This window comes from Streptomyces hokutonensis (assembly GCF_042751305.1).
GTDB classification, from domain to species: domain Bacteria; phylum Actinomycetota; class Actinomycetes; order Streptomycetales; family Streptomycetaceae; genus Streptomyces; species Streptomyces hokutonensis_A.
Genome location: NZ_JBHYWD010000027.1, coordinates 95,007 through 118,198, shown reverse-complemented (window position 1 = coordinate 118,198; position 23,192 = coordinate 95,007). Strand labels below are relative to the sequence as shown.

General features: G+C 72.0%; 14 protein-coding genes. 4 read left to right on the top strand and 10 right to left on the bottom strand.

Annotated features, from left to right (window positions below; all coding sequences use genetic code 11):
- Positions 1-34: 34 nt before the first annotated feature.
- Entirely contained in the window at positions 35-1,306 is a 1,272-nt protein-coding gene (locus ACFXC1_RS43620; protein WP_381253938.1) for a glycosyltransferase 87 family protein, read from the bottom strand.
- A 176-nt stretch (positions 1,307-1,482) separates the two neighbouring features.
- On the opposite strand from ACFXC1_RS43620, the gene ACFXC1_RS43615 reads away from it, so the two are divergent.
- Positions 1,483-3,132: a glycosyltransferase family 39 protein gene (locus tag ACFXC1_RS43615; protein ID WP_381254010.1), complete on the top strand. Its 1,650-nt coding sequence runs from the start codon at positions 1,483-1,485 to the stop codon at positions 3,130-3,132.
- Here the strand turns inward: ACFXC1_RS43615 and ACFXC1_RS43610 are convergent.
- The gene (locus ACFXC1_RS43610) at positions 3,092-3,565 is read right to left on the bottom strand and encodes a MarR family winged helix-turn-helix transcriptional regulator (protein WP_381253935.1); all 474 of its coding nucleotides are present in this window, start codon (positions 3,563-3,565) and stop codon (positions 3,092-3,094) included. The two genes, ACFXC1_RS43615 and ACFXC1_RS43610, sit on opposite strands and share 41 nt — an antisense overlap.
- Before the next feature lie 131 nt (positions 3,566-3,696).
- On the opposite strand from ACFXC1_RS43610, the gene ACFXC1_RS43605 reads away from it, so the two are divergent.
- Positions 3,697-4,110, top strand: a complete 414-nt coding sequence (locus tag ACFXC1_RS43605) for an organic hydroperoxide resistance protein (protein ID WP_019056748.1) — start codon at positions 3,697-3,699, stop codon at positions 4,108-4,110.
- A 77-nt stretch (positions 4,111-4,187) separates the two neighbouring features.
- Here ACFXC1_RS43605 and ACFXC1_RS43600 read toward each other — a convergent pair whose 3' ends face one another.
- The 8 genes from ACFXC1_RS43600 to ACFXC1_RS43565 form a co-directional block, all read right to left on the bottom strand.
- Positions 4,188-5,462, bottom strand: coding sequence for a hypothetical protein (locus tag ACFXC1_RS43600; protein ID WP_381253932.1), 1,275 nt, complete (start codon positions 5,460-5,462; stop codon positions 4,188-4,190).
- Entirely contained in the window at positions 5,459-7,681 is a 2,223-nt protein-coding gene (locus ACFXC1_RS43595) for a bifunctional glycosyltransferase/CDP-glycerol:glycerophosphate glycerophosphotransferase (RefSeq protein ID WP_381253930.1), read from the bottom strand. The genes ACFXC1_RS43600 and ACFXC1_RS43595 overlap by 4 nt, the downstream gene beginning before the upstream one ends.
- 7 nt (positions 7,682-7,688) lie before the next feature.
- Positions 7,689-9,875, bottom strand: coding sequence for a bifunctional glycosyltransferase/CDP-glycerol:glycerophosphate glycerophosphotransferase (locus ACFXC1_RS43590; protein ID WP_381253927.1), 2,187 nt, complete (start codon positions 9,873-9,875; stop codon positions 7,689-7,691).
- Positions 9,876-10,025: 150 nt separating this feature from the next.
- Positions 10,026-12,287 carry a bifunctional glycosyltransferase/CDP-glycerol:glycerophosphate glycerophosphotransferase gene (locus ACFXC1_RS43585; RefSeq protein ID WP_381253924.1) on the bottom strand — a complete coding sequence of 754 codons (2,262 nt, stop codon included), beginning with the start codon at positions 12,285-12,287 and terminating at the stop codon, positions 10,026-10,028.
- 154 nt (positions 12,288-12,441) lie between these two features.
- Positions 12,442-13,350 carry a carbohydrate ABC transporter permease gene (locus ACFXC1_RS43580; RefSeq protein WP_381253921.1) on the bottom strand — a complete coding sequence of 303 codons (909 nt, stop codon included), beginning with the start codon at positions 13,348-13,350 and terminating at the stop codon, positions 12,442-12,444.
- Positions 13,347-14,687, bottom strand: a complete 1,341-nt coding sequence (locus ACFXC1_RS43575) for a carbohydrate ABC transporter permease (RefSeq protein ID WP_381253919.1) — start codon at positions 14,685-14,687, stop codon at positions 13,347-13,349. Before ACFXC1_RS43575 ends, ACFXC1_RS43580 begins: the two co-directional genes overlap by 4 nt.
- 7 nt (positions 14,688-14,694) lie before the next feature.
- A complete protein-coding gene (locus ACFXC1_RS43570) occupies positions 14,695-16,080 on the bottom strand; it encodes an ABC transporter substrate-binding protein (protein ID WP_381253916.1) in 1,386 nt (461 codons plus the stop codon).
- A gap of 155 nt (positions 16,081-16,235) precedes the next feature.
- Positions 16,236-19,763, bottom strand: a complete 3,528-nt coding sequence (locus ACFXC1_RS43565; RefSeq protein ID WP_381253913.1) for an FHA domain-containing protein — start codon at positions 19,761-19,763, stop codon at positions 16,236-16,238.
- A 346-nt stretch (positions 19,764-20,109) separates the two neighbouring features.
- On the opposite strand from ACFXC1_RS43565, the gene ACFXC1_RS43560 reads away from it, so the two are divergent.
- Positions 20,110-21,810 (top strand): serine/threonine-protein kinase, encoded by a 1,701-nt coding sequence (locus ACFXC1_RS43560; protein WP_381253910.1) that lies wholly within the window; start codon positions 20,110-20,112, stop codon positions 21,808-21,810.
- 131 nt (positions 21,811-21,941) lie between these two features.
- Positions 21,942-23,180 (top strand): serine/threonine-protein kinase, encoded by a 1,239-nt coding sequence (locus ACFXC1_RS43555; protein ID WP_381253907.1) that lies wholly within the window; start codon positions 21,942-21,944, stop codon positions 23,178-23,180.
- Positions 23,181-23,192: the final 12 nt, after the last annotated feature.

Here is a 23,192-nt window from a genome sequence, read left to right as displayed (position 1 = left end):
GGCGCGTCCCTCACGCTCCCCGGGCCTCAGTCAATCAGGCGCCGGAGTGTGCCGCGGTCAACTGCTGGGACTCCCCGTGCGGACCGGCGGGCCGCACGCGCGCGTGCGCGGTCGCCGGAACCGCCCTCGACGACCGCCACAGCCGGACGAAGGAGAGGACGGCCGCGGCGGCCAGCAGACCGTTGCGTACGACCATCAGCGCGCAGCCCGTCCACGTGCTGTGGATGACGTCGCCGTACAGGGCGGGGAACTCCACGGAGCTGATCGCGGTCGCCGCCACGATCAGCGCGGCCACCGGGCGCTGCACGGTGTGCCGGGAGGTCAGGCAGACGGCGGCCAGGCCGAGCAGCCAGATCATGTACTGGGGGCTGATCACCCGGCTGGTCACGGTGAACAGCAGGACGGCGCTGAGCGCGGCGTCGTAGGGGGTCGCGTCGGTCCAGCGGCGGGCCCGGATCCGCCACAGCAGCAGGAACCCGAAGGCGACCGCCGTGAGCGCGAGGGAGGCGTCGGCGACGGCGGCGACGTGCGGTCCCGTGAACTCCATCGCGCCGTACTGGTAGCGCGCCCGGCCCGGCCAGCCGGCGTGGGTCGCCAGGCCGAGCATCGTGCCGCCCAGTGACTCGATCTGTACGCCTCTGCCGCCCTGTTGGCGCAAGAAGGCGAAAGGATTGTTGAACAAGGCTACGAGCATCACGAGCGACAAGACCCCCGCTCCCGCCGCCCACGACCACACCGACCGCGTCGCCCGCCCCCTCGGCACCCCCAGCAGCACCAGCGCCGGCCACACCTTCACCAGCGCGCCGAGCGCCGCGAACGCGCCGCACGCGCGCGTGGAGCGCGACAACGTCAACAGGGAGATGACGGCGAACGCCGTGACCTGCACGTCGTAGCGGACGAGCGGCATGTCCAGTAGGAGGGGGAGGCAGGCGATCCAGTAGGCGGCGCCGCGCAGGCTGTGGCCGGGGCGGGTGCCCGCGCGGGCCAGGGCCGCGGTGATCAGCGCGTCGGCGGCGAGGGTGAAGGCGACGAACGCCTGGAAGTACGTCAGGTCCGGCAGCAGCGCCGGGGCCAGCAGGATCGGTCCTGCCCCCGGCGGGTACTGCCACAGGTGGTCGTTGGCCGGGAACGCGCCCTGCGACAGGACCCCGTACCAGTGGTGGTAGAGGCGCCACACCTCCCGGGCGACCGCGCCCCGGCCGAGCAGGGGCAGGCCGTTGTACGCGAGGAGGAGCAGCATTCCGGCGCGGGTGGCGAGCCAGGCGAGCGTGAGGGCAAGGAGGCGGTGTCTGCGGACGGCGTTCATCACAGCGGATCGTAAGCCGGGTGAATGCCGCATGAATGCTAATACACCGTCAATCGTTGGTAAGAGCCCGCTTACAGTACAAAATCGGCCACGTGGACAGCCAAGGTGAGGGTGAGTACGGACCCGGGCGACGGACGCGTGCGGAGGTCGTGGCCGTCGTCGTGCCGGTGGCCGTCATGCTCGCGCTGGGGCTGTGGGGGCTCGACCGCGGCGGGATGTGGGGCGACGAGGGCGTCACGTTCCTGGTGGGACGGCGCACGGTGCCGCAGATCTGGCACCTGCTGCACGGCGTCGACGCGGTGCACGGCCTGTACTACCTGCTCATGCACGCCGTCCTCGCCGTCCACCCCGGCGAGGTGACCCTCCGCCTGCCGTCGGTGTGCGGTGCGGCGGCGACGGCGGCCCTGGTCGCGGCCCTCGGCGTACGGCTGGCCCGCCCCCGGGTCGGCCTCTGGGCCGGCCTGCTCTACGCGATCACCCCCCTGACCGGCCACTACGCACAGGAGGGCCGGTCGTACGCGATCGTCGCGGCCGGAGTCGCCGGGGCGACGCTGCTCCTCGTGCGGGCGTTGGAAGGGCGGCCCTGGTGGCCTTACGGCGCTGTCCTCGCCGTGACCTTTCTGCTGCACGAGTTCGCCGTACTGGTGCTCTGCGCGCACGCGTTGACGCTGCTGGCGGCGCGGGTGCCCAGGCCGGTGTGGGCCGGCTGGGGGCGTGCGGCCGGCGTGGCGGTGGGGATCCTGCTGCCGTTGGCGTGGGTGTCCCAGCGGCAGTCGGCGCAGGTGGCGTGGCTGCGGGTGCCGGACCGGGACACGGCCGAGCGGCTGGCCCGCGGCTTCCTCGCCGTCACCCCGACCGGAGTCGTCTTCTGGACCTCGGTCCTGCTGATCCTGCTGGGACTCGGCGCGGGACGGCTCGCGTCGGTCGCGCTGCCGCTGCTGGTGGTGCCGCCGGTGATTCTGCTGACGGTCTCGCAGTTCCGGCCGCTGTTCCACGAGCGGTATGTGCTGTACGCGCTGACGGGGGCGCCGTTGCTGGTGGCGGCGGGGGCGGACTGGCTGGTGGGGATGGTGGGGCGGCTGTGGCTGGACGGCCACCGTCGGCCGAGTGGACGTCACACGGACATCGCGCGGGTCGTGGCCGGAGCCGAACACCGCCCCCGGTTGGTCGGCGCACTGGCCGCGAGCGGTCATCACCCCGTAGCCGCAACCCGCCCGCCGCTGACCGGAACTGACCGCACGACCGGAGCCGCGAGCCCCCCGTCGCGCCCCCCGAAACGGCCTGCCCGCACACATCTCGTCACCCTCGCCGGCGTCCTCGCTCTGGCCGTCCCCTTCCTCCACGGCCTCCCCGCCTACCGAAACGACCGCCTGGCGGCCCACCGCCCCGAGAACCTCGCCCAGGTCTCCGCGCTGGCCGGCCGTGAGCTGCGCCCCGGGGACCCCGTCCTCTTCCTGCCGTCGTTCTGGCGGGTGACGGAGTTGGCGTATCCGGGGCCGTTCGCCGGGGTGCGGGACCTGGCGCTGGCCGAGTCGGGGGCGAGGACCGGGACGCTGAGCGGGCGCGAGGTGGCGCCGGCGGAGCTGGAGGCCAGGCTCGCCGGTGTGGACCGGGTGTGGATCGTCGCGCAGTCGAATCTGCTGCCGTCCCGCTGGGTGCCGGGCGACCCGGTCGACCGGGTCAAACTCGGCGTCGTGGACGGGGAGTTCGCGCGTCGGAGGCAGTACGTGAGCGGACGCGTGAAGCTGGCCCTCTACATCCGCCGGACGCCCCCGCAGGACATGGTCACGCCTGCTCCAGCGCTGCCGAGTCCAGCGCCCCGGTGAGTTCGTCGAGCTGTGCCCGCAGTGCGCGGATCTCGTCGATGTCGAAGCCGGTCGCGCCGAGGATGCGGCGCGGCACGTCGAGGGCGCGTTCGCGCAGGGCGAGGCCCTCGTCGGTGAGCCGTACCTCCACCGAGCGTTCGTCGCGGGCGCTGCGCTCACGCCGTACCAGACCGGCCGTCTCCAGCCGCTTGAGCAGCGGGGAAAGCGTGCCGGAGTCGAGCCGCAGGTGTTCGCCGAGCTTCTTGACGGGCAGCTCGCCGTGCTCCCACAGCACCAGCATCACCAGGTACTGCGGGTAGGTGAGCCCGAGATCCTTGAGGAGCACGCGGTAGACGCCGCCGAAGGCGCGTGACGCGGCGTTCAGGGAGAAGCAGATCTGCTGGTCCAGGCGGAGCCAGTCGCTGGTGGGGGTGTCGGCGGGAGTGGTGGTCATGGTTCAAGGATAGCGCTAGCGGGCCATTTAGTTGTGTGCAATTGAATTGTGTGCTCTACTTGTCGCCGTGAGGCGGTCCGGACACCCGGACCGGTCACCCCCACCAAGACTTCCGAGAGGGATGGTTTCCAATGGACGCGATCTACACCGCCGTAGCCACCGCCACCCACGGCCGTGACGGCCGCGCGGTCAGCAACGACGGCAAGATCGACCTTCAGCTCGGCATTCCGGTCGAAATGGGCGGCAACGGCCAGGGCACCAACCCTGAGCAGCTGTTCGCCGCCGGTTACGCCGCCTGTTTCGGCAGCGCCCTCGGCCTCGTCGGCAGGCAGGCGAAGGTCGACGTCACCGACGCGGCCGTGACCGCCGAGGTCGGCATAGGCAAGCAGGGCGAGGGCTTCGGCCTCAAGGTGACGCTGCGCGTCGAGCTCCCCGACACCGTGGACGAGGCGACCGGCCGCAAGCTCGTCGAGACCGCCCACCAGGTCTGCCCCTACTCGAACGCCACCCGCGGCAACATCGAGGTCGACCTCGTCATCGAGTAGTCACATCGAATACGACGCTTCTATGACTACGGCCCCGGCGACGAGTGCTGATCACCTCGTCGCCGGGGCCGTCCGCGTCACCGCACCGGCTGAGCCTGCTCCCCGAGCCCCTGCGCCTGCACCGGCACCGCGACGACCGCCTTCCCCCGCACCACGCTCTCCAGCAGCAACGGCACCCCCACCACCGGCAACAGCCACACCAGCACGATCAGCCGCCCGCCCCACACACTGATGTCCGGATGCGCGGCCTGCGTCAGAATCCCGGTGAACGCGGCCCCGATGACGAACACCCCGAACACCGGCCGCCGCAGCGCGCCCCACACCCCGGCGCCGAGCGCCGCCGCGAGCACCGGCTGCCACAGCTGCTGCCGGGTCCACTCCAGCCAGAAGTTGGCTTCCAGGTGCAGGAATTCGGGGTACAGCCGGGCGCGGTCGGGCCGCGCGTAGTGATCGGTCAGCAGATCCTGGAGGCTGTCGGTCTGCGACGGGTAGTGCAGAAGTCCCGCCAACAGCAGAGTTCCTACGGCCGCCGCCCCGCCGAGCCCCGCGACCACCGCCCACGCCCGCCACCGCTGTCGCTGCCGTACGGCGGCCAGCGCGCCCGCACCGGCCAGGCACAGCCCGAGGAACAGGGCCTGCGAGTGCTTGACCGTGAAGAGCAGGAGCAACGAGCCGCCGACCAGGGCGAGTCCGGCGCGCGTACGGCGGCCCGTCGACACCAGCGCACAGCCCCACACCGCCGCCAGAGTCAGGGCCATCATCAGACCCTCGGTCATCGGGCGCATCGCGGTCGTCCCGCACGGCAGGACGTAGTAGAGGGCCTGCCCGGTCAGCGCGAGCGGCACCGGCACGGACAGCGTGCGCAGGATCAGGAACACGAGGATGCCGCCCGCGACCGTGAGGACGACACTCGACGTCCACAGCCCCCACACCGGCCCGAGCAGCGTGACGAACGGGACCAGGAACACCGGGTATCCGGGCCGCACTTCGAAGATCCGCATGAACCGCTCGGGCATGAACGGCGTGATGAACCCGCCACTGTTCCCGGCCCGCACCTGCGCGTCCACCACCCGCCACTGGGCGGCCCGGCACTTCTTCGCGACCCGCGCGGCCGGGTCCTTGCCGTGGAAGTTCAGCACGTTCACGCTCTGGTCGCGCCGCGCGATCGCCCCCCTGCTCGCGCAGTAGTAGTCGATGGTGACGGTCGCCGCCGCGCGCTTGCTCTCACCGCTCAGACTCAGCGCGTACGAAAGGTAGTTCTTGGTGTCCGGGGTGTCCCGGCCGGTGACATTGGCGAGTTGGAGCACCGCGAACACGGCGGCCAGCACCAGCACCCACGTGCGGGGCCTCATGAGGACGCCAACTGGTCGTGACCGGCGGCGGGCGAGGGGACGCGCGTGGCGGATCGGGCCGGCGGCTGCCAGCCGTCCTCACCCAGCAACAGCGTCCGTACGACCCGCTCGGCGGCGTTCCCGTCGTCGAACTCGCAGTAGCGCGACCGGAATTCGGCCCGCAGCCGCGTCGAGTCCTCGTCCCGCCAGGCACCCGAAGCGAACAGCCACGCCAACTCCCGGTAGGAACCGGACACATGGCCCGGTGGCGCGGCGGTGACGTCGAAGTACGTGCCGCGGCTCGCCGCGTACGCCTCCCGGTCGTCGGCGTGGAGGACGACCGGCCGGTCGAGGTTGGCGTAGTCGAACATCAGGGCCGAGTAGTCGGTGACCAGCGCGTCGGACGCCAACATGACGTCCTCCACGGAGGGTTCGTCGGTCGCGTCGACCAGCACACCCCGCCGGTGCAGATCCGCGAGCCCCATGCCCCGCGCGGGACCGGTCGCCAGCGACGGATGCAGGCGTACGACGAGGGTGTGCTCGGGGCCGAGGTCCTCCGCGAACCGCGCCAGGTCGAGCCGGTCTACGTGGCCGCTCCGGACGTACTCGCGGCGGGTCGGCGCGTACAGCACGACGGTGTGCCCGGCGGAGATGCCGAGCCGTTCCCGAACGGCCTTTTGCGCCTCGGCAGTTGCTCCGACGAGCACGTCGTTGCGCGGGCTCCCCGTCCGCGCCGACGCGAAGTGACACGGATAGGCCCGCTCCCACACCAGCTCCGAGTGCCGGTTGGCGACCAGGCTGTGGTCCCAGCGGTCGGCGCGGCGCAGCATCTGCGGCACGTCGACGCCGTAGCGGGCGCCGGGCTTGTCCAGCAGGTCGGCCGCCATGTACTTGAGCGGGGTGCCCTGATGGGTGTGGATGTGGACGCTGCCGGGGCGCTTGGTGAGGGTGCCGGGCCAGTTGACGTTGTTCACGAAGTACCTGGCCCGCGCGCTGACTTGGTGAAAGCGCGGGGTGTTGAGGAGGACGTGCTCGACGTCCGGCGGCAGCAGCGCGGCCTGTTCCGCGTCCTGTACGACCCACACGCCCCGGAGCTGCGGGGCGATCTCCCGCGCCTTGTGGTACACGGCGGCCGGGTCGCCCAGGACCCCGCGGTGCGAAAAGGCCGAGTACACAACGAGGTTGGGGTCGATGGAGCGGCGGGCGTGCAGCGCGCCCCAGCCGCCCTTGACCCGCCCGGCCGCCGACTTGCGCGCTTGCAGCGCCCGCCCTTCGAGCTGCCGCGCGGCCCGCCCTGCCTGCCGCTTGACCCGGTACAGCGCGTAACTCCCTTCCAGGACACGGACTTCGGGATCCACCGTCACGCCCGCCGGCTTGTGCTTGGCGAACAGTTCGGCCGTACGGCGGAAGAACTCGGCCTTGTCGGACGGGGGCAGGCGGTCCGGTTTGCCGAGGATGTCGAGACAGTGCTCGCCCATCTTGCGGTGGAGGTAGGGGCGCCAACTCGCCAGCTCCGGGCGGGAGTCGACGAACGCGAAGACCCGCTCGTACTGGTCGTGGATGTCGAAGTGCTTGCGGCTGGTGGTGGACAGGATGTTGCCCTGCCGCCGCTGCCGGTAGTTGAGGCAGATCCGGTCGAGGGTGGCGATCCGCTCGGCGCTCAGCAGCACCGGGAAGGTCCAGGGCGTGTCCTCGTAGTAGCCCGGCGGGAACTCGAAGGCGTTCTTGTGCACGAACTCCCGGCGGTACACCTTGTTCCACACGACCATCAACAGGTCGAGGATCTCCGGGTGTTCGGCGACCGTGAACGTGTCGTCGACCTCGGTGAGGACGTGCGCGAGGACGTTGCGCCGGGTGCCGCCCCACCAGTAGGTGCGCGCGTAGTCGAAGACCAGGACGTCCGGGTCGCCGCTCGCGTCGAGCCGGTCGGCCATCGCGCGCAGGGCGCCCGGGGTGAGGGTGTCGTCGCTGTCGAGGAAGAAGAGGAAGTCGCCGGTGGCCAGGGGCATTCCGGCGTTGCGGGCGCGGCCGAGGCCGACGTTCTCCGGCAGGTGCAGGACCTGTAGGCGCGGGTCGCGGGCCGCGTACTCGTCGAGGATCGCGCCGCAGCCGTCCGGCGAGCAGTCGTTCACGGCGATCACCTCGATGTCCCGGTAGGACTGCTCCAGGACCGAGTCGAGGCACTCGCGCAGAAAGCCCTGCACCTTGAAGACGGGGACGATGACGCTGAAGCGGGGCACTTCGGGTTCAGCTCCTTACGAGGGTGGCGGCGGGGGCCGGGACGCGCTCCGCGAGCGGGATCACGGGCGGGACCGCCTCCGGCGGCTCACCGAGGAACACCCGGCGTACGACCCGCTCGGCGGCCAGTCCGTCGTCGAACTCGCAGAAACGGGCGCGGAATTCGGTCCGCAGGGCCTTGGACTCCGCCCCCGCGTACGAGCCGTCGCGGAACACCTGCGCCAGCTCGTCGGGAGTGCGCGCGACCGGTCCCGGCGGGGCCTCCATGAGGTCGAAGTAGACGCCCCGCGTCTCCCGGTAGACGTCCCAGTCGTCGGCGTACACGACGATCGGCCGGTCGAGGTTGGCGTAGTCGAACATGATCGACGAGTAGTCCGTGACCAGCGCGTCGGCGGCCAGGCACACGTCCTCGGAGGAGCGGTGCCCGGTCACGTCGATGATCCGGCCGCTGCTCTTGGCCCGGCCCTGGTCGTAGAAGTAGTGGGCGCGCAGCAGCACGACCACGTCATCGCCGGCCGCCGCGCAGAAGGCCTCCAGGTCGAGGCCGGTGTCGAAGCCCGTCTGGTAGTCGCGGTGGGTCGGCGCGTACAGGACGGCCGTCTTGCCCTCCGGGACACCCAACTCCCGCCGGATACGGGCCACTTCGTCGGCCGTCGCCGTGTAGTACACGTCGTTGCGCGGATAGCCGTACTCCAACGCCTCGTACGAGCCCGGGAAGGCGCGCTCCCACATCTGCGTGGAGTGGCGGTTGGAGGAGATGTTGTAGTCCCAACGGTCCACCCGGCCGAGGAGCTTGGCGAAGCTGCCGGTCGCGGCGGCCACCACCGGGTACGTCGACTGGTCGACGCCCATCTTCTTCAGCGGGGTCCCGTGCTGCGTCTGGACGTGCACGCTGCCGGGCCGCTTGACGACGCCCTCCGCGAAGTTGGCGTTGTTCACCAGGTACTTGGCGCGGGCCAGCACCTCCCAGTACTTCCGGCTGCCGATGACGGCGTGCTCGACGCCCTCCGGGACGGCGTCCACCGCGTCCGGCTCGACCAGGAACACCGAGCGGATGTGCGGGGCGAGTTCACGCGCCTTGGCGTGGATCGCGGCCGGGCTGCACGCGTAGCCACGGCCCCAATAGGCGCAGTAGACCGCCAAGTTGGGGTCGAGGGGGCGGCGCAGGTCGCGGGCGTAGCGCAGGCGGGTGCGGAGCATCCGGGGGCGCGGGACCCGCTCGGCCGCCTCCGAGGCCGACCGGTTGGCGCCGCGCAGCGCCCGGAACGCCGAGTACGCCCCCGACGCCAGCAGCCGGTGCTGCACGCCCACACTCCCGCCCGGCGCGCGGAAACCGGCGGGCCTGTGCGAGCGGTACAGGCGCCCGGCCCGCCGGAAGAAGGCGCGGTGCCCGGACGGGAGGCGTTCCGGCCGGGAGGCCGTCTTCAGCACCACGGCGAAGAGCTGCTCGAACAGGGCGCCGGACAGCTCGCTCCCCGCGGCACGCGTCAGCACCATGTCGACCTGGTCGAGGAGTTGGTGGTGGTGCGCGCCCGGCAGGTTGAGGCGGCTGCCCTGCCGGCGCAGCAGATGCCGGACGACCACCGAGCGCAGCACCGCCACCCGCTCGGCGGCAAGGGTGACCAGGCCGCCCCAGCCGAGGTCCGTGAACGGGCCCTCGGGGAAGGTGAGTTGGTGGTCGGTGAGGAAGGCGCGGCGGTAGGCCGCGCTCCAGGCCGGGAGCTGAACGCCCGTCAACTGCGGTGCCTGGGTGGGGGAGAAGGCGCCGGCCGGGGTCTTCGCCAGCAGCGGGGCGGCCGGGTTGGTGGGCTCGCCCTCCCACCACGGGGTGCGCTCGTGCTCGAAGTACAGGACGTCGACGTCGCTCGTCTCCGTCAGCCGGGCGTGCAGTGCGGCCAGCGCACCCGGGGCGAGGGTGTCGTCGCCGTCCAGGAAGAGGACGTAGGCGCCGGTCGCCGCCCGCAGGCCGGTGTTGCGTGCCCCGCTCAGGCCGGCCGTGGGTGGTGAGTTGACCGGGGCCACCCGCGAGTCCCGCCCGGCGTGGGCTTCGGCGACGTCGGCGGCCGGGGATCCGGGGGCGTCGCACACGGGGATCAGCTCGAAGTCGCCGTAGGACTGCGCGAGGACCGAGTCCAGGGCCTGGGAGAGCCGGCCGGCGACCCCGTGGGACGGGACGATGATGCTGAAGCGGGGCATTCTGTTCTTTCTCCAGTGGTCCGGAGGGGAGGTTCCGGGTCAGTGCGCGCGGCGGCCGGGGCGCCCGGTGGGACGCCAGGTGGACGGCCTGGTCGGGGTCGGGCGCGAAGGGCTTGACGGCATGCGAACTCCCCGGTGTGGGAACGGCGTTCAGAGGCGGTCGGTGACGGGCCGGGACGCCGTGGGCTGCGGCACGGTCGTGAGGGGGGAGTGCGTGCGGCTCGCGGCGGCCGACGGGACCGGGTGGCGGTCGGCGAGCGGGATCACCGGCGGGAGGTCCGTCTCGCCCAACACCACGTGGCGTACGACCCGTTCGGCGGCGCGGCCGTCGTCGTAGGGGCAGAAGCGCTCGCGGAACGCGGTGCGCAGTTGCGCCGAGCGGGAGCCGCGCCAGTGGTCGGTCGCGAAGATGTCGATCAGTTCGTCCTCGCTGCGCGCGACCGCGCCAGGCGGGAAGGCCCGCAGGTCGAAGTAGGTGCCGCGGGCCGCCTCGTAGGCCTCCCAGTCGTCGGCGTGGATGACGATCGGGCGGTCGAGGTTGGCGTAGTCGAACATCAGGGACGAGTAGTCGGTGACCAGCGCGTCCGAGGCGAGGCAGAGCGATTCGACGCTGGGGTGGTCGGTGACGTCGATGATCCGGCCGGACGCGGCGGCGGCGAGGGGGCCCTCGTGCCAGTAGTGGGCGCGGGCCAGCACGACGAAGCGCGGGCCGAGGCGGCGCAGTACGCGGTCGAGGTCCAAGTGGGCGCGCTGGACGCGGCGGTAGTCGCGGTGGGTCGGCGCGTAGAGGAGGGCGATCGCGTCCTGCGGGATGCCGAGGGACTCGCGCAGGCGGTGCACGTCGGCCGAAGTCGCGTGCTGGAACACGTCGTTGCGGGGATAGCCGTAGGCGAGCGTGGTGTAGCTGCCGGGGTAGACCCGCTCCCAGGTCAGGGTGGTGTGGCGGTTGGGGGACAGGACGTGGTCCCACTTGTCGACGCCCTTGAGGAGTTCGCCGAAGTCCATGTCCCGTGCGGCGGCCGGGCGTTCCTGGAGGTCGAGGCCCATGTGCTTGAGGGGGGTGCCGTGTTGGGTCTGGATCAGCACCTGGCCGGGGCGCTTGACCAGGCGGCGGTCGAAGTTGACGTTGTTCACCAGGTACTTGGAGCGGGCGAGCGCGGTCCAGTAGGCGACCGTGTTGGGGCGCAGTCTGCGGGTGGCGGCCGGGATCGTGTGGTGGTGCTCGGGTCGGGCGATCCACGCGGTGCGGATGTGCGGGGCGTGGGTGCGGAACGCGGTCTCCAGCGCGCCCGGGTTGCAGCTGTGGCCGCGCCCCCAGTAGGCGGCGAACACCGCGCGATCCCTTAGCGGGAGCCGGAGTTGGACGCGGTAGTGGAGCTGGAGGACCGCCGCCTTGAGGTTGCGCAGGAGCTTGGCGGTGAGCTTGACCGCCCGGCGGCGCCAGGTCATCGCCTTCTGCACGGCCCGGAAGGTGCGGTGGACGCCGAAGTGCACGAAGGTGTGCCGCATCCGGGTGCGCAGCGGGACCGAGGTGCCGGGGATGCGGTAACGGCGGTAGTGGGCACGGGCCTTGCGCAGGAACTCGGCGCGGGTACCGCGCGGCAGGCGGTCCGGCTTGGTGAACACCGTCGCGAGGTGGTCGACCATGCGGCGGAACAACACCGGCCGCCACTGGGCGAGTTCGGGGCGCGCGTCGAGGAACGCGAAGACCCGGTCGTACTGGTCGAAGACGTCGAAGTGCTTACGGCTGGTGGTGCCGAGGATGTTGCCCTGGCGGCGCTGGCGGTAGTGGACGCAGACCCGGTCGAGGGTCGCGATCGTCTCCGCCGCCATCAGCACCGGGTAGGTCCACGGGGTGTCCTCGTAGTAGCCGGGCGGGAAGGCGAAGCCCTCGCGCTCGACGAACTCCCGCCGGTAGGCCTTGTTCCAGGCGACCATGATGACCCGCAGCAGCCCGGGGCGGTCCTCCAGGCGGAAGGGGGCCGGTCCCTGTTCGGTCAACTGGGCGGCGACCTTGTTGCGTTGGGCCTCCCCGGACCAGTAGGTGCGGGCGTAGTCGAAGACGAGGACGTCGGGTTCGCCGGTCTCCTTGAGGCGGTCGGCGATCGAGCGCAGCGCGTCGGGCGTGAGCGTGTCGTCGCTGTCGAGGAAGAGCAGATAGTCGCCGGTCGCCTGTTCCAGACCGGCGTTGCGGGCGCGGCCGAGGCCGTGGTTCTCGGGGAGGTGGACGGCGCGTACGCGGGCGTCGCGGGCCGCGAACTCGTCGATGATCGCGCCGCAGGCGTCCGGCGAGCAGTCGTCGACCGCGATCAGCTCCAGATCGGGATACGACTGCGAGAGCACCGATTCCAGGCAGTCGTGCAGGTACGCCTGGACCTTGTACGCGGGGACAATGACACTGAACCTGGGCAAGGGACATCCATGGGTCGGTCGGCGCGGGCGTTCTGCCCGGGAACGGCCGATGGAGTGACTTGGTTACGCCCCGTACGGCATACGGGGGACGCACGGTGAACGCGAAGGGGCGGGCCGGTGACGGCCCACCCCTTGAACTATGTGCGGTTTATAGCTATTTGACCGCGCCCGCCATCACACCGGACACGAACTGCCGCTGGAACGCGAAGAACACGGCCAGCGGGATCACCATGGAGATGAACGCACCGGGCGCCAGCACGTCGATGTTGTTGCCGAACTGGCGTACCTGGGTCTGCAGTGCGACCGTGATCGGCTGCGTGCTGGACTTGGTGAACACCAGCGCGACCAGCATGTCGTTCCACACCCACAGGAACTGGAAGATGCCCAGGCTCGCGATCGCGGGCCCGCCGAGCGGCATCACGACCCGTGCGAACAGCCGGAGTTCACCGGCTCCGTCGAGACGGGCCGCTTCCAGCAACTCGCGCGGGATCTCCGCGAAGAAGTTCCGCAGCAGGAACACCGCGAACGGCAGCCCGTACCCCACATGGAACAGGATCACCCCGAAAATGGTCCCGAACAGGCCGATCTTTCCGAAGAGTTCGGCGATCGGGATCAGCGCCACCTGCACCGGCACGACCAACAGGCTGACCACGCCCAGGAACCACCAGTCGCGGCCCGGGAACTCCATCCACGCGAACGCGTAGCCCGCGAGCGCGCCGATCACCACGACGAGGATCGTCGCCGGGACGGTGATCAGAACGGTGTTCCACAGCGAGCTGGTGATGTCGCTGTTCTCCAGCAGCGTCTTGTAGCTGTGGAAGGTGAGTTGGGACGGCTGGCTGAAAACCTTCCACCAGCCGCTCGCGTTCATGTCCTCCGGGCTGCGCAGCGAGGACAGCAGCAGCCCGATCGTCGGCACCAGCCAGAACAGGCCGACGACGATCAGGAACACGCGGACCAGCCCGCCGCTCGCCGCCGCCGCGAGCCGCCCGCCGAGCGACTCCCGCGCCTTGACTACCTCAACAGGCCCTGTTTTTTCCAGAGTTCCGGCATCCGTCGTCATCGCCGCACCTCCCGCCGTAGCCGGCGCACATTGAAGAGCATCACCGGAATCACCAGCAGCAGCAGGAACACCGAGATGGCGCTGGCGATCCCCGGCTGGCCCTCCGAGAAGCCCTTCCGGTACAGCTCAAGGGCGAGCACGTTGGCGTCGTCCTGCGAGGAGCCCGGGGCGATGATGAAGACCAGGTCGAAGATCTTCAGCACATTGATCATCAGCGTGACGACGACGACCGCGAGCACGGGTGCGAGGAGGGGCACCGTGACCCGCCGGAACACCTGCCACTCGTTGGCGCCGTCCACGCGCGCCGCCTCCAGCAACTCCCTTGGCACACCGGCGAGTCCGGCCGCGATCAGCACCATCGCGAACCCGGCCCACATCCACACGTACGACCCGATGATGGCCGGCGTCACCAACGACGGGCCCAGCCACTCCACTCCGTTGTACGGCGCCTTGAAGTTGCTTGCCGGGAGCCGCAGTTGGGCCCCGTCCGCGCTCGCGGGCAGCGTGAAGGTTCCGTCGCCCGCGGCCTTCGTCGAGGCGACCACCTTGCCGTCCTTGACCGCCTCGACGCGCATCCCGCCGTAGCCGAGCTCGGACGGGTCGACCGCGCCGAGCCTGCCGACGCCCTTGCCGCGGGTGAAGTCCTGCCAGGTCGTGCCGGTGATCCTGCCCGGCTCGGGCTTCGCCGCGGCGGCCTTCTTCGCGCTGTCGGGCATCTGGTCGGGGGCGACGCCGACCAGCGGGAGCGTGACGGTCTGGCCGGTGTGGACCGTCGTACTCGTGATGAAGCCGCCCTTGTCCGCCTTCAGCGGCGACTCGCGGCCCGGGTGGGCGTTGGGGAACGCCGACGACGAGACGAACGTGTCGTGGATGCCGACCCAGACCGCGTTGGCGACGCCCTTGTGCGGGTCCTGGTCGTAGACGAGCCGGAAGATGATGCCGGCGGCGAGCATCGAGATCGCCATCGGCATGAAGACGACCAGCTTGAACGCCGTTCCCCAGCGCACCCGTTCGGTCAGCACCGCGAAGATCAGGCCGAGGGCGGTGGCGACCGTCGGCGCGAAGATCACCCAGATGATGTTGTTCTTCAGGGCGGTGCGGATGCCGTCGTCGGTGAACAGGGCCTTGTAGTTGTCGAATCCGGCGAAACCGTCGCCGGCCTGGTTGCCGAAGCTGCGGACCAGCGAGTACCCGATCGGGTAGACCACGAGCGCGCCGAGCAGCACCAGGGCGGGCAGCAGGAACAGCACTGCCACGGTCCTGCGGGTGCCGGTCACGCTCTTGCGGTTGCGGGGAGGGACGGAGGCCCCGGGGGCCTCCGCCGCTGCCGATGCCATCTCGGGCTCAGCTCCCGCTCGCGTACGCCGCCGCCGCGTCCTTCTCCAACTGCGCCTGTGCGCCCGCGATATCGGTCGGGTTCTTCAGGAAGTCCTGGAGGTCCTTCCACTCGCCCTTGCCCGGAGTGCCGCCGAAGGACTGCGGGGCCTGGTCGGACATGTCGAAGCGGAAGTCGTCACCGGCCGCGACCAGCGACTTGGCGATCGTCCGCTGCACCGCGTTCGGGTACGCCGAGTCCGGCACGTTCTTGTTCGGGGAGAGATAGCCGCCGAGCTTCGCCTGGATCGTCGCCGCGTCGGGCGAGGCGAGGAAGGTCGCCAGCGCCTGGGCAGCCTTGGAGTCCTTCAGGATGACGGCCGCGTCGCCTCCGGAGACCACCGGCGCGGTCGAGCCCACCGACGGGAACGGGAACACCTTCGCGTCGGTGCCCACCTTCGCCTTCGTCTCACCGATGTTGACCTGCACGAAGTCGCCCTCGTAGACCATCGCGGACTTCGGCTGGTCGCCGCCGGTGAAGGTCTGGGTGACCGAGGCGGGGAACTCGGTCTGCAGCGCGCCGCTCTGACCACCCGCGATGTACGCCTTCTTGCCCCAGATCTGCGCCAGCGTGGTCAGCGCCTCCTTCACGGAGGGGTCCGTCCACTTGATCTTGTGCTGGGCGAGCGCGTCGTACTTCTCCGGGCCCGCCTGCGACAGATACACGTTCTCGAACCAGTCGGTGAGCGGCCAGCCGTCCGCGCCCGCGATCGAGAAGGGGGTGACCCCGGAGTCGTAGACCGTCTGCGCGGTCGTCAGCAGGTCCTGCCAGGTCTTGGGCTCCTTGGCGCCCGCGTTCGCGAATACCTTGGCGTTGTACCAGATCAGCGACTTGTTGGCGGCCTTGTAGTACACGCCGTACTGCTTGCCGCCGACCTTGCCGATGTCCTGCCAGCCCTGCGAGTAGTTCTTCTGCAACTCCGCGAGCGCGTCGGCTCCGAGGGGTTTGGCCCACTTCTTGTCGACGGCCTGTTTGATCGCGCCGGGCTGCGGGAGCATCGCGACGTCCGGCGGCTGGCCGCCCGCGATCTTCGAGCCGAGGAAGTTGATGATCGGGTCCTGCGCGGGCACGAAGGTGACCTTGGCACCCGTGCGCTTCTCGAACTCCGCGAGGACCGCCTTGAAGTTCTTCTGCTCGGCACCCGTCCACACGGCGGCCACTTCGAGGCTCTCGCCGTTCAGCTTGGGGAGGGTCACCGTGCCGGTGCTCTCCGAAGGGGTGCTGGATTTACCGCTGTCGCTCTTGTCGCCGCTGCCTCCACAGGCGGTGAGCGAGAGCGCCAGTGCTCCCGCGGCGACAACTGCCGCTGTGCGTACGGTGGTGCGTGTCCGGATTGTGCTGCTCGTCATGCGCATCACTGCCCCGTTCTTCGTTCCTCGTCGAACGCTCGAACGCTTCCGTGCGCACTGGTCTACGCCCGGTACTTGAACGCGGCAAGATGGCGTCCGCTGTCAAGACCGGGATCGTGACTGGGTCGTGACGTGGGGTTGTGTGGGCAACCTGTGAACGATCAGAGGAGTGACGGGACCTCCGCCGCCGACACCGAACGCGTCGCCCGCTCCAGCGCGCTGGCCAGGAGCGCCAAGTCCGTCGGCCCGTTACCGAGTTCGCGGACCGGGCGGCGGGCCGGGGGGTCGCCCATGCGCTGCCACTCCAGCGGGACGACCGTGGGGCGGAGCGTCGCCGTGCGCGGGATACGGCCCGTCACGCGGCCACCCTGGAAGGGGGTGCTCCGGCCGTCCGCGAGGGTCAACCGGCCCCGGCCGGGCGCCGGTTCCTCCGGACCCTGGGTCGTCGGGTCCAGGGTGACGCGGAGCGTGGCGTGCCGGGCGGGTTCCGTCTCGGCCGTACGGGCGTCCAACGCGGCGGCCGCCACCAGATGCACGCCGAGCCGCTCGCCCTCGCGGGCCACCGCCTCCAGCGCGCGTATGACCGAACCGGCGGCGGGACGGCCGGGCGAGCCCAACGGCGGCTTCACCAGGGCGTCCAGATCGTCGACGACCACCACAAGCCGGGGCAACGGCGGTGCCGCCTCCGTCTGCTGACGGGCCGCCGCCGGACGCAGCCGGATCGTCGAACTCGTCGGACTCTCCAGATCCCCGGCACCGGACGAACCCCGCTGGGCGACGATCCGGCCCGACACCTCGTGCCGCGCGTGCCACTCGGCGAACCCGATCCGGCCCAGCAACTCGGCCCGCCGCTTCAGCTCCGCGCTCAGCGACTGCGCGAACTCCCGCATGCGGACAGGGTCGTTGGCCGTGAGATGGGTGGTCACATGCGGTACGTCCGTGCAGACCCGCAGGCCCTCGCCGTGACCGCCGCCCGCGCCGACACTGTCCCGGCCGTCGATCAGCACGATGCCCAGCCGGTCGGGACGCTCGGCCGCCGCGAGCGAGGCGACCACCGCCCGCAGCGACTCCGTACGGCCGCTGCCCGGCGGGCCCTCGATCAGCAGATGCGGGCCCTCGGCGGCGAGGTCCGCGCTGACCGGCCCGCGCGGTCCGGCCCCGAGCACCGCCCAGGCCCGGCCGCCGAGCGCGTCCTTGTCGTCACCCGCGTCCGCCCAACGCGCGAGTAGGGACGCCGGGGTGGCCCGCGCCAGCCCCAACTCGTCCAGCAGCCGCGCCGATTGGGGCAACGGCGCCGACACGCGCGTGTGCCGCTCGCCCGTCGCGCCGTCCGCCCTGAGCGGCGCCAGCGCCCGCGCGAACCGCTCGGCCCACGCGAGCGAGACCGCGTCCACGGCGGCCACGGTGCCTTCGCCGACGGGGCCCACGGGAGTGGAGTCCGCCGAGCCGGGCGCACTGGGGCGTGGTTCCGCCGTGCCGGGCTGCTGCGCCCCGTCGTGCGCGACCCGCAGCAGCCGCAGCGCCGTCGCCACGTCACCGCTGAGCAGTGCGACCGCGCCGCACTCCCGGAACGTCGGCGCCGCCGCGCAGGCCGCCTCGTAGGTCTCCGTCACCGGTGACGTGGGCGAGGCCGCCTCCGTCTCGGCGAGGCACACGACGTGGATGCCGGCCCGGGGCCCGTCGTGGGCCAGCCGCGCCACCGCCTCGCGCACATCGGCGCCACCGGGGTCACCGTCCACCACCAGCACGGTGTACGGCCCCGCGAACCCGTCCGCCGAGCCGTCGCCGTCGTCGGTGCGGGCCCAGGAGGGGCGGTGGAAGGCCCCGCGCGCGGAGTCGGTGGCGTCGGACGAACGGGGCCTGGTGGCGCCGGAGTCCGGGTCGTCGAAGGAGTGCGGGCCGGGTGCGCCGGAGCGGTCGTGATGGGCCTCGTCTGTGGTCGAGTACGCGGTGGGGGCGCTCGACGGGGAACCCGCGCCCGGCTGGGGACGGTCGTCCGCCGGACCGCGCTGCGCGCCGATCCCCGGAGTACGCCGGCCGGAGCCGAGGGAACTCCCGTAGGTGGCCCTCGGACCGCTCCCGACGTACGGGTCCGTGGCGTGGTCCTCCAGGCGCCGCAGGAGTTCGTCGGTGCGGGCCGTGGCCTGTTCGCGGTCGTAGGCCAGCAGGAGACGGCAGTCCTGGCCGTGCCCGGGGCGCAGATGCGGCAGCCAGCCGAGCCAGGACCACTCGGCGGTGCGCTCGGCCACCGGACGCGCCCGGTCCGTGCTGATCAGCACGATCTCCAGGGACTCGGGGGAGTGCAGCGCGGCGAGCTGGGCCACCACCGCGCGGGCCAGCCCCGCGAGCCGCGTGCGCGGTCCGGCCAGGCCCAGCGCGCCGACCTCGCGGAGCCCGGAGGTCACCGGCACCGCGGGCAGCAGCGCCGAGCCGTCCGGTGTCGCCCGGTCCGCGGTGCCGAGCCGCACGGTGAGCGCCTCGGGGTGACCGGGGCCGCGCTCCCACAGCCGGGGTCCCGGGCCCAGGGCGGTGAGCAGCAGGGCGGCCGGGTCGGGCCAGGTGTCCGGCTGCTGGGCGGGCACGGGCGGGGTCGGCGCGTTCTGGCCGGTGCCCTCCCCGTTGTAGGAGTCGTAGGAATCGCCGTACGAGGGGTCGTACGACGACTCGGGGTCCTCGCCGGCCGACTCGCCGCGGCCACCCGTCAGGCGGCGGGCCCACTTGCCGATGCCGCCGCGCCTGCGCACGCCCTGCGGCACCTCGGTGCCCCGCAGGGGGGTGCCCTTGCGGCCGTCGTCCTCGCCGGGTTCGTCGCGCGCGGGGATGCGGGAGGTCGTCGTCCGCGCGGAGAACGATTCCTCGGCGCGCTCGCCCTCAAGGGCCTCGCCGAGCGATCCGAAGCGGCCGGCGTGGGTGTCCCCGCCGTCGGGGACCACGCGGTGCTCGATGCTCGGGGCGGCGCCCTGGCCGGGCACCACGGGCGGCTGCGTACGGGGGCCCGCGGGGGTGCCGGGGGACACGCGCACGTGGCCCTCGCCGTCCGGGGTCGTCTCGGTGCGCGCTCCCGGGCCGCCGGACGGGGTCAGCCGCAGGGCGGACTCGCCGATGCGCAGCAGCGCGCCCGGGGCGAAGCGCACCGGGCGGGTGCCCACGCGCGTGCCCGCCAGCGTGGTGCCGTTCGTCGAGCCCAGGTCGGCGACCGAGACCCGGCCGCCGGGGTCGACCGTGACCGCGCAGTGCAGCCGGGAGACGTCCGGGTCGTCGAGCGGGACGTCGGCGTCGGCGGAGCGGCCGATGTGGATCTGGCCGCCGTGCAGGAGATGCACCCCGCCCGCGTCCGGGCCCGCGACCACATGGAGCTGGGTCGGGGCGTCGTCCAGCTCGGGGTGCGCCTCCGGCTCGGCCGGGGCGCCCAGGGACAGCACCGCGCCGTCCGTCAGCGGGGGCTCGCCGAGGGTGCAGCGCTGGGTGTCCAGGCGCTCCACGCCCGCGTAGAGCACGACCGGGGCGCCGGACTCGCGGCTCCGCTCGGGCGCGGACGGGTCGGCGGAGACCGCCGAGGCCAGCGCCGAGGCCACCGCGGCCAGGGCCGTGCCGGCGGGCGCGGTGACCAGCACATCGCAGCTCGCGGAGCGGCCCCGCGGCTGCGCGGGCGGCCCCAGCGGGTCTACGACGGTCAGCCGGATCTGCATCGCCGTCAGCGGTCCCTTCTGCCCCGGGCGCGGAATATTCCCCCACCCCGCGCGAGCACATCGGCCAGTTCTGCACGCATCCTCGCACCTGCCACTGACAACGCGCCCGGGGCCCGGCAGCAAGTGATCTTGATTGGTCAGCTCTGTCCCCAAAAGTGCCTGACCAGTGCCGCACCGGTGATCGAGTGAGACCGGTCATGTCCGGCTTCGGTGACCATTGGGGCAACCGGGAGACCGGGGTGAGCGTCTTTCCTTCGAACATGTACGGCGATGCTTACGTAGGTAGCCCCAAGAGGGGCGGCACTACAGTGGACCGGAACACAGGCAAGCAGCAGGGAGCGCAGACGTGCGGCCGGTAGGCAGCAAGTACCTCCTGGAGGAGCCGCTCGGACGCGGCGCCACGGGCACCGTCTGGCGGGCCCGCCAGCGTGAGACCGCGGGCGCCGAGGCGGCTGTCCAGGGTCAGCCCGGCGAGACCGTCGCGATCAAGGTCCTCAAGGAAGAACTCGCGAGCGATCCCGACATCGTGATGCGGTTCCTGCGCGAGCGGTCGGTGCTGCTGCGCCTGACCCACCCGAACATCGTCCGGGTCCGCGACCTGGTCGTCGAGGGCGACCTCCTGGCGCTCGTCATGGACATCGTCGAAGGCCCCGACCTCCACCGCTATCTGCGCGAGAACGGCCCCTTCAGCCCCGTCGGCGCCGCACTGCTCACCGCGCAGATCGCCGACGCGCTCGCCGCGAGCCACGCCGACGGCGTCGTCCACCGCGACCTCAAGCCGGCGAACGTCCTGCTCAAGCAGGACGGCGGCCAGATGCACCCGATGCTCACCGACTTCGGCATCGCCCGCCTCGCCGACTCCCCGGGCCTGACCCGCACCCACGAGTTCGTCGGCACGCCCGCGTACATCGCGCCGGAGTCCGCCGAGGGCCGCCCGCAGACCTCCGCCGTCGACATCTACGGCGCCGGCATCCTGATGTACGAGCTGGTCACCGGCCACCCGCCGTTCTCCGGCGGCTCCGCCCTCGAAGTCCTGCACCAGCACCTCAGCGCCGAACCGCGCCGCCCCTCCACCGTCCCCGACCCGCTGTGGACGGTCATCGAGCGCTGCCTGCGCAAGAACCCGGACGAGCGGCCCAGCGCCGAGAACCTGGCCCGCGGCCTGCGCACCGTCGCCGAAGGCATCGGCGTACACGCCAACTCCGCGCAGATCGCCGCCGCCGAGAACGTCGGCAGGCTGCTCGCCCCCGACCCCGCGCCCGCCGCCGTACCGGGCGTGCCCGGCGCCGCCGACCCGACGCAGGTCCTCTCGCACGGCGCGGGCGGCTTCGACCCGAACGCCGCCACCAGCGTCCTCCCGCACACCGGCGGCCCACTCGGCGCGGCCGACCCGACCACCGTCATGCCGAACCGGGGCGCGGCCGACCCGACCACGGTCATGCCGCAGAACCCGTACGGCCAGCAGGGCGGGCAGGGCCAGCAGGGACAGCCCGGCGGCCCCGGCCCCGAGCAGCCGCACCCCTGGCAGAACCAGCTGCGCGCCGCCCGCGACCGCAACGAACAGACACAGTTCCAGCCCTACCTGGACCCGGGCGAGGACCCGCTGCGCCGCCGCCCCCAGCGCCAGGTCTCCCGCCCCCAGCAGCCGCCGCAGCAACCCCGCCAGGCCGCCCAGCAGCGCCCGCAGCAGCGGCCCTCGCAGCGCCAGCAGCCCCAGCAGGGCTACGGCTATCCGCAGCAGCAACAGCCGCAGCAGTACGCCCCGCCGAGGCCCCAGCAGCCCCAGCAGCGGCCTCAGGAACCGGCGCGCGAGCCCCGCCAGCCGCGGCAGCGCAGCGCCAACCCGATGAAGATCCCCGGTCTCGGCTGCCTGAAGGGCTGCCTCTTCACGATCGTCCTGCTGTTCGTCGCGGGCTGGCTGGTCTGGGAGCTGACCCCGTTGCAGGACTGGATCGGCACCGGCAAGAGCTACTGGCAGGAGATCAGCCAAGTCGCCGGACAGGTGAGCGGCTGGGTCAAGGATCTGGGTTCGGCCGCGGGCAACTGACTCCCGAAAAGCCCAAGTCGGACGCTGGGTTGGTGATTTGTCGACACCCAGTGGGTGATTTCCGCCCTGGCGGTGAAGGTTGGCTCATCTGACGCGTAGTTTTAGCGACACACGCGTCGGTAGGAGCAGTCTTGGCACGGAAGATCGGCAGCCGGTACACCGCCAACCAGATCCTGGGGCGGGGCAGCGCCGGCACGGTGTGGCTGGGCGAGGGTCCCGAGGGGCCCGTCGCCGTCAAGCTGTTGCGCGAGGACCTCGCGTCCGACCAGGAGCTCGTCGGCCGCTTCGTGCAGGAGCGCACCGCCCTGCTCGGCCTGGAGCATCCGAACATCGTGTCCGTACGGGACCTGGTCGTCGACGGCAACGACCTCGCCCTCGTCATGGACCTGGTCCGCGGCACCGATCTGCGCACCCGCCTCGACCGGGAACGCCGGCTCGCCCCCGAGGCCGCGGTCGCGATCGTCGCCGACATCGCGGACGGGCTCGCGGCGGCCCACGCGGCCGGCGTCGTGCACCGGGACGTCAAGCCGGAGAACGTGCTCCTCGACATGCAGGGCCCGCTCGGCCCCGGCGGCGCGCACCCCGCCCTGCTGACGGACTTCGGGGTCGCCAAACTCATCGACTCCCCGCGCCGCACCCGCGCCACGAAGATCATCGGCACGCCCGACTACCTCGCCCCCGAGATCGTCGAGGGCCTGCCCCCGCGCGCGGCCGTCGACATCTACGCCCTGGCGACCGTCCTGTACGAACTCCTCGCCGGATTCACCCCGTTCGGCGGCGGCCACCCCGGTGCGGTCCTACGACGGCATGTGACGGAGACCGTCGTACCGCTGCCCGGGATTCCCGAGGAGCTGTGGGCGCTGCTCGTCCAGTGTCTGGCGAAGGCGCCGGCGTCGCGGCTGCGTGCCTCCGAGCTCGCGGCCCGGCTGCGTGAACAGCTGCCGTTGCTGGCCGGGATGCCTCCGCTGGACGTCGACGAGCCGGACACCGAGCAGGAGGACGCGGAGCCGGAGGAGGCGCCGGTGGCCGCGCCCGCGCGCGGGGAGCGGGTGCGGCGGGGGGCCGTGCCGCTGGTGCCCGGCGCCAAGCCCGCGGACTCCAACCGGGACACGCACACCTCGATGCGGGTGCCCGCGCCGGACGAGCTCGCCGGCGGGGCGCGCGGCACGGCCCGCGTTCCGCGTGCGGCGGGCGCGCCGCGGCCCGGTTCGGCCCGGCACCGGGCCGCCACCCGGCGTCGGCGGCTGACGCTCGGGGCGGCGGCGGTGGTGCTGGTCGCGGCGGTGGGGGTCGGTACGTGGGCGGCGACGTCGGGGGACTCCGGCGGGGACTCCCCGGACACGAAGAACTCGGCACCGGCTTCGCCGTGAGGGATTTCGCCC